This is a genomic window from Shewanella sp. SM21 (assembly GCF_025654335.1).
GTDB classification, from domain to species: Bacteria; Pseudomonadota; Gammaproteobacteria; order Enterobacterales; family Shewanellaceae; genus Shewanella; species Shewanella oncorhynchi.
This window is the reverse complement of sequence record NZ_JAKKRL010000007.1, coordinates 336,590-342,884: the sequence shown is the minus strand read 5'-3', so window position 1 is coordinate 342,884 and position 6,295 is coordinate 336,590. Positions and strand designations below refer to the sequence as shown.

The 6,295-nt window shown below is 44.2% G+C and carries 7 protein-coding genes; 3 read left to right on the top strand and 4 right to left on the bottom strand.

Going from position 1 to position 6,295, the window contains the following annotated elements:
- Window positions 1-441 precede the first annotated feature (441 nt).
- From L5L94_RS12005 to L5L94_RS11995, 3 genes are all read right to left on the bottom strand, one after another.
- Window positions 442-882, bottom strand: a complete 441-nt coding sequence (locus tag L5L94_RS12005) for a hypothetical protein (protein ID WP_263163301.1) — start codon at window positions 880-882, stop codon at window positions 442-444.
- 117 nt (window positions 883-999) lie between these two features.
- Window positions 1,000-1,326, bottom strand: a complete 327-nt coding sequence (locus tag L5L94_RS12000; RefSeq protein WP_263163299.1) for a hypothetical protein — start codon at window positions 1,324-1,326, stop codon at window positions 1,000-1,002.
- A gap of 537 nt (window positions 1,327-1,863) precedes the next feature.
- Window positions 1,864-2,259, bottom strand: coding sequence for a VOC family protein (locus L5L94_RS11995; RefSeq protein WP_131525733.1), 396 nt, complete (start codon window positions 2,257-2,259; stop codon window positions 1,864-1,866).
- A gap of 185 nt (window positions 2,260-2,444) precedes the next feature.
- On the opposite strand from L5L94_RS11995, the gene L5L94_RS11990 reads away from it, so the two are divergent.
- The 3 genes from L5L94_RS11990 (at window position 2,445) to L5L94_RS11980 (ending at window position 5,915) form a co-directional block, all read left to right on the top strand.
- Window positions 2,445-3,026 (top strand): DUF502 domain-containing protein, encoded by a 582-nt coding sequence (locus tag L5L94_RS11990; protein WP_028760527.1) that lies wholly within the window; start codon window positions 2,445-2,447, stop codon window positions 3,024-3,026.
- A gap of 398 nt (window positions 3,027-3,424) precedes the next feature.
- On the top strand, window positions 3,425-5,401 hold the full coding sequence (locus L5L94_RS11985) for a BCCT family transporter (protein ID WP_105249669.1): 1,977 nt from the start codon (window positions 3,425-3,427) through the stop codon (window positions 5,399-5,401).
- Window positions 5,402-5,552: 151 nt separating this feature from the next.
- Window positions 5,553-5,915, top strand: a complete 363-nt coding sequence (locus tag L5L94_RS11980; RefSeq protein ID WP_028760525.1) for a YajD family HNH nuclease — start codon at window positions 5,553-5,555, stop codon at window positions 5,913-5,915.
- 57 nt (window positions 5,916-5,972) lie between these two features.
- On the opposite strand, the gene L5L94_RS11975 is transcribed toward L5L94_RS11980, so the two are convergent.
- A complete protein-coding gene (locus L5L94_RS11975; RefSeq protein WP_006085323.1) occupies window positions 5,973-6,206 on the bottom strand; it encodes a DUF1289 domain-containing protein in 234 nt (77 codons plus the stop codon).
- Window positions 6,207-6,295: the final 89 nt, after the last annotated feature.

Below are 6,295 nucleotides of genomic sequence, written 5' to 3'. Positions count from 1 at the left end.
ATCGAGCGGTTAAAAACACTCTTGCCTGCTTGATTAACTCCACATACTTGGAAGATATTTTTTGCGAGATCAATTCCTATTAGTGTAACTTTCATTTTGGACACCTTTTGTTGTTATTGAACGTGCAAATTCAATATGGCGTAAATGACGCCTACTTCACAAGAGGTGTCCATCCCATCATCCTTGGATGCTCGACCGCCCCGTCCATGGGGCGGACGGTCGTCTCGCTAATCACCATGGCTCACCTTTCGTGCATTCACGTAACCTGTAGATTTAAAAGACATACGCAACATACTTTTGGACATTTTTGAGTTAAAGCCTTAACTCGAACTCGTCAGTTCCGGATTAAAATTTCTATGGATAACGCCTCGCTAACGGGTGCTAAATTGTTTGCTAAAATTAGCGCAAGCCAACTGTTTTGCGTCCATTTTAAGCGACTTGTTATAAGCCATTTGCCACTTTAAGGTAGGACTTAGTACCAATACCAACCTGTGCCCAAACTTTACGTTTGTGATCGCCAAGGTTATCGTATTGTTCGTCCATGTCCCAGAGAGTAACTATTTGTTCAGGGAAAATATACTCCGACTCATTAAACGAGTGACTCTCCGATTCATTAGCGGAAATTGCATTAAACAAAGTTATGCCTTCAACATCAAATGCGTCGATACCACCAAACATAAGTTGGTAATTATCGTTTTGAGATACACCGATAAAGTCTACTAAATCGTTTTCAAATTCAATTTGAAGGCAACTATCAAAATAGAAATCGCTAGCCCCATCGGACAAAGTAAAAAAAGCAGCGAATAGCACTTTGACTTGTTTTCTAGACATTCCAAGTTTGATGGGCCCAATTCCATCATGAGGCTTAATTAAAAACTCCATACCTTCCTATGGCTTATAACGCCTAAAACACTAGCTTGGTGAAGTTGGCGGCTTTTTGGGAACAAAAAAGGTGACTGCTTTACCAAGTCCGAGTGCTTTGACTTGTTATGAGCTTGACTAACGCACACGAATATTGTCTAGCTCTGATTTATAAAGTTCTTTGCCATTTTCTATTAGTGACAGCTCAATACTCAAATCGGATAAACCCTCCTCAGAGGTGTAGATTGGTGCAACTACACTCCATTCTCTTGGGCTACTATTTTTTACTTCTACGATGTTTAGTTTCAGGTTGTCTGGATACGAAACCAGCTGATAACCGTATTCTAAAATCGCCTCACAAATTTCATTTGAAGACATACGAGATCCGTTGGTAAACCGCTCTAATTCATCATAATTTTCACTTAATAGAAGTGAGTAGATATGTCTAATAGTTTGCTCAATCATGCTTACTGATGGCTCATAACGTCTTAGTATTTATGCGCTGTGCTGTTTGCAGGGCATAAATCGCTTGTTGGACTTGGCCGCTGCCACATCCGAGTCAATTGGTAAAATTATGCTATAGGAATTTGCTTTTTTGCGGTAGCAGTTTTTTATACAGTTTGATGGGTAATTACTTGATATCGTTTTAGCTTTATTATTTCTCTCGCTTATTTTTTGCTGATGAATTGTGATCTAATGACTCAAAATTCTAAGGAATACGCCATCCCCTCGGAGTTGCCGCAGGGCGAATAGAGCTCTTGATTTAATAAAGAGTGCGTGAGTTCGGTCATGGATGACCGACTAGCTTTAGCTGGTGCAGGGACGCATCCTTCGGAAGCGATAGCTATTTGGGCTATGAGCACAAGGGGCTTTCAACTCCGTTAGGGGCGTCTTGGAGCATCCAAGGAGGATATGACGAGCAGTCCTCCTTGGTCGGGTGTGGGGTGAAGCCCCACGACTTTGACTTTGATTAAAAAATTCAAATGAAGTTTTTAACTTCGCTTATCCTGTGCAGGCGGGCAGATATTCTGATAACTCAAGCAGGTTATAATCTGGGTCGCGGATATAGACAGAGTTTATCCGGCCTGTGGCGCCGGTTCGTAGCACTGGGCCTTCAATGATTTCAATCTGAAGTGCGTTTAAATGGGCGATCACTTCTTCTATGTTGTGGCTGACCACAAAACACAGATCGGCACTGCCGGGCGTGGCTGCTGCGGCTTTAGGTTCAAATTCTGCGCCCGTTTGGTGCAGGTTAATCTTTTGGTCGCCAAAACTTAACGCTATACGTTGATTGCCAAATACCACTTTCTTCATCCCGAGCACGGTTTGATAAAATTCGACGCTGACGGCGATGTCTTTTACGGTCAACACCAAATGATCTAAGCGGGTTACGCGCATTTTACTTTCCTTAGAATGGCTCAGAGTGGGCCCTGAATTTGAACGCTGTCTCTATGCTCGAGACTATTACTGCCAGATACCTTACATCATGTGCTGGTGCAAAAGTGACTCTGTGGTAGCATTTGTGGCGTTTTTTGCGTAAATATTTTATGCCTTCTGTATCCCTATGACTGAATGAGAGTGTGATGAAAAAAACCTTAGCCCGCGGCTTAATGAATCTATTACCTATGGCCTTGAGTTTGTGGCTGTTTTGGTCGTTGTTTGTATCGTTAGATGGTTTAGGAATTGTAATTTTAGAGTTGGTAGGGATAAACCAACACTTTGTCGGCGCGGGATTTATGCTGGTGGTGGCATTAGTTTTTGCCGTGGGCCTGTTGTTTTCTGTCAGTCCTATTGTGTGGCTTTATGGTTGGCTTGAGCGCCAGTTGATGCGTTTCCCATTGTTTAAATCGGTTTATGGCAGTATCCGTGATATCGCCTCTTTGATGAATCGTGATGGTAAGCCAACAAGCCAAAAGACAGTGTTAGTGAAACAGGCGAATGGCAGTTTTGTGGTGGGCTTTATTATGACGGATACGCCGCCACAGCCATTGTTAGATGCGCTACCAGAGGGCGATTGGGTGCCTGTGTTGTTCCAATTGAGTTATCAAATGGCGGGCGTGACGAGCTTAGTTAAGCGGGATGATTTAATTATGGTTGATTGGTCGTTTGAGGAGGCGATGCGCTTCAATTTAACTGCTGGTATCTCGCAGTCACCGACTAAGTAATCCGATGAAGGTTTGTGCGTTTTAGCGTTTAAAATTAAATTTGATGATTTTTGTGGTATAATTTTTTGGCGACCAATATGGTCGCCATTTTTTATGCTGAATATTCTAGTAATATATTTGTTTTATGCTAAAGGCGGGTGTTAGCTGCCTTAGTGGTGTTAATTCTGTTTATCCATCAATCATTGGCTTAAAAAAGTCGAGTGTTGTTAATCCCGTTGTTCAGATCCTGTCGCGTTTAGCCATAGCGAGTCGTTGCCATGATCTTTGGGATTTCCCCCATACTGGTCATAGATGAGCCACGCAGTATTAACCAAACTTTAAGTATAAGTTTTGTCCTATCTCGCCGTTGGTATGTTGAGATATTTGGAGTGTGAACCCGCTAGAAATAGGGAGAGTCAATGTCCATCAAGTCTAGTATTAATCCGCCGGTATTTTATTCGTCGGTCTTTTTCATCATCTTGATGGTGATGATTTGCGCAGTATGGCCCACAGAGGCAAACACCTTTTTTAGATCAATGCAGTCATGGATAGAAATGAAAGCCGGTTGGCTTTACATTCTAAGTGTGGCGTTTTTCCTGATTTTTATCATATTTGTCATGGTCAGTCGCTTCGGCGATATCAAACTAGGACCAGATCATTCAGTGCCAGACTACAGCTATAAAAGCTGGATCGCCATGTTGTTTTCGGCGGGTATGGGCATAGGTTTGATGTTTTTTGGGGTAGCCGAACCTGTGATGCACTATCTGGCGCCGCCGGATGCAACCCCTGAGAGTCTTATTGCCGCAAAAGAGGCGATGAAGATCACTTTCTTCCATTGGGGACTGCATGCTTGGGCGATTTACGCTGTGGTGGCATTGAGTCTGGCCTATTTCTCTTATCGACATAAGTTACCGCTACTGCCGCGAAGTGCGCTTTATCCCTTAATTGGTGAACGCATTTATGGTCCTATTGGCCATACAGTGGATACCTTTGCTGTGCTTGGCACTATGTTTGGGGTGGCGACATCACTGGGCTTTGGGGTGTTGCAGGTCAATTCTGGGTTGAGTTATTTATTCGAAGGCTTACCCAATAATGCTGTAGTGCAGGTGTGTTTGATTATCGGCATTACTTTATTGGCGACATTATCGGTATTTTCTGGTCTCGATAAAGGCGTGAAACGCTTAAGCGAACTCAATCTGGGTCTCGCGATTATTTTATTGCTTATCGTCTTGATCCTTGGCCCTACGGTTATGCTGTTGCAGGCTTTTGTGCAGAATACCGGTAGTTACTTAAGTGATTTAGTGGGCAAAACCTTTAACTTGTACGCTTATGAACATAAGGAAGATTGGCTCGGAGGCTGGACCTTGCTCTATTGGGGCTGGTGGATTTCCTGGTCTCCTTTTGTCGGTACTTTTATTGCGCGTGTGAGTCGCGGCCGTACCATCCGTGAGTTTTTGATAGGTGTGTTATTTGTGCCATCGGCGCTGACCTTTCTGTGGATGACGGTATTTGGTAATACGGCGATTGATTCGATTATGAATCACGGCGCGACCTATCTTGCCGAGGCGGTGAATACCGATGTGTCAGTGGCCTTGTTTGTGTTTTTCGAGCACATGCCGTTTCCTACGTTACTTTCTGGAATTGCGATTTGTTTAGTTGTCACTTTCTTTGTGACCTCGTCGGATTCGGGATCCTTAGTGATTGATAATCTAACCTCGGGAGGTGATAACAATGCCCCCGTATGGCAGAGGATTTTCTGGGCCCTGTTGCAAGGGGTTGTGGCATCGGTATTGTTGTTAGCGGGTGGGTTACAGGCGCTGCAAACGGCGGCAATCGCCAGTGCTATGCCGTTCTTAGTGGTGATGCTATTCATGTGTCTGGGCCTATTTAAAGCCCTGAAAAATGATTGGCTGAAGATTAATAGCGTGCAGTTACACAATACTAGTGTGCAATACGCCAAAACTAATATGAGCTGGGAAGAGCGTATTGGGGTTTTAGTCTCGCATCCTACCCATGAAGAAGCGCAAGTGTTCTTGAATAATGTGGCTACGCCCGCTTTATCTAAGGTGTGTCAACACTTTATGGCTAAAGGCATAGTGGCCGATCTTGAATACTTAGATGGCCGCGTGCGATTAGTGATCAGCAATGAGGTGAATTTACCCTTTGTTTACGGTGTACGAACGCGTTGTTTTGACATCACTAACCCAATAGGGACTGAAATCGAGCAGGGAAATACCTTGTATTACCGCGCCGAAGTGTACCTTGAACAAGGTGGTCAGCATTACGATGTGATGGGTTATACCGAAGAGCAAATCCTCGCGGATGTGGTGACTCAGTATGAAAAATACTTACACTATTTGCATCTGTCGAATGCCGATCATGCCCACGTAAGTTAAGTAACGTAAGCTTGTAACGTAAGTCGGCTTAGCCATTTACGTCTACAAATCGTGCACCATTAACCCGCAAAGTGCGGGATATATTGCCCCAAGTGATAACTCGGATTATCCTTGGGGCAATTTTTTTAGGGTTTGTTTTAGGGATTACACTATGTCATCAGTGCCAGGCCAGAGTAAGTTAGATAAAGTATTAGCCGATGCGCGGGAGTACAAAGCTAAGCGTGAGAGCGGTTACCGTGAGCAAGCGTTAAAACTCTATCCTTGGGTGTGTGGCCGCTGTACCCGCGAATTTACCCCAAAAAACTTAAGTGAACTGACTGTACATCACAGGGATCATAACCACGATAACAACCCGTCAGACGGTTCAAACTGGGAATTATTATGTCTTTATTGCCACGATAACGAACATTCCCGTTTTGAAGAATTGATCCGCTACGGTAGCACTACTGAGACCAAACAAGCCGCGGCGACCTACAATCCCTTTGCTGACTTGAAATCAATGCTGAAAAAATAGTCTTGTGGGCTGTTAGCAGGATGAGCTTGCGCAGAGGGTGGCGTTAGCGGATGGGGTTTAGTCCTTGTCGGTTAAACGCGCCTCGGCAGCTAACCATTTATCACGGCTTAAAATATGCTGATTTTCACTGCCTTCAAATAAAGCTTTACGGGCGGGAAGTTGCTGACAAATGGCTGCTTGTTGTGCTTCGCTGCTCGTACGCCAACTGACGATTTCATCGATATGTCGAAAGCAGCCCATGCAGTAGTCTTCGTCATTTAAACCGCAGCGTGCGACGCAAGGTGAAAGCATAGGTGTCCTCTTCAGGGTATTGCTGACTGCGGTTTGCAGTTAACAGTCAGGTTGAGTGCTTTTAATGGGCGCGATACTAACATGTTTTC

Coding starts and splice junctions, on each gene's coding strand:
- L5L94_RS12005 (WP_263163301.1), bottom strand. CDS start 882: ATGGAGTTTTTAATTAAGCCTCATGATGGAATTGGGCCCATCAAACTT.
- L5L94_RS12000 (WP_263163299.1), bottom strand. CDS start 1,326: ATGATTGAGCAAACTATTAGACATATCTACTCACTTCTATTAAGTGAA.
- L5L94_RS11995 (WP_131525733.1), bottom strand. CDS start 2,259: ATGCGCGTAACCCGCTTAGATCATTTGGTGTTGACCGTAAAAGACATC.
- L5L94_RS11990 (WP_028760527.1), top strand. CDS start 2,445: ATGAAAAAAACCTTAGCCCGCGGCTTAATGAATCTATTACCTATGGCC.
- L5L94_RS11985 (WP_105249669.1), top strand. CDS start 3,425: ATGTCCATCAAGTCTAGTATTAATCCGCCGGTATTTTATTCGTCGGTC.
- L5L94_RS11980 (WP_028760525.1), top strand. CDS start 5,553: ATGTCATCAGTGCCAGGCCAGAGTAAGTTAGATAAAGTATTAGCCGAT.
- L5L94_RS11975 (WP_006085323.1), bottom strand. CDS start 6,206: ATGCTTTCACCTTGCGTCGCACGCTGCGGTTTAAATGACGAAGACTAC.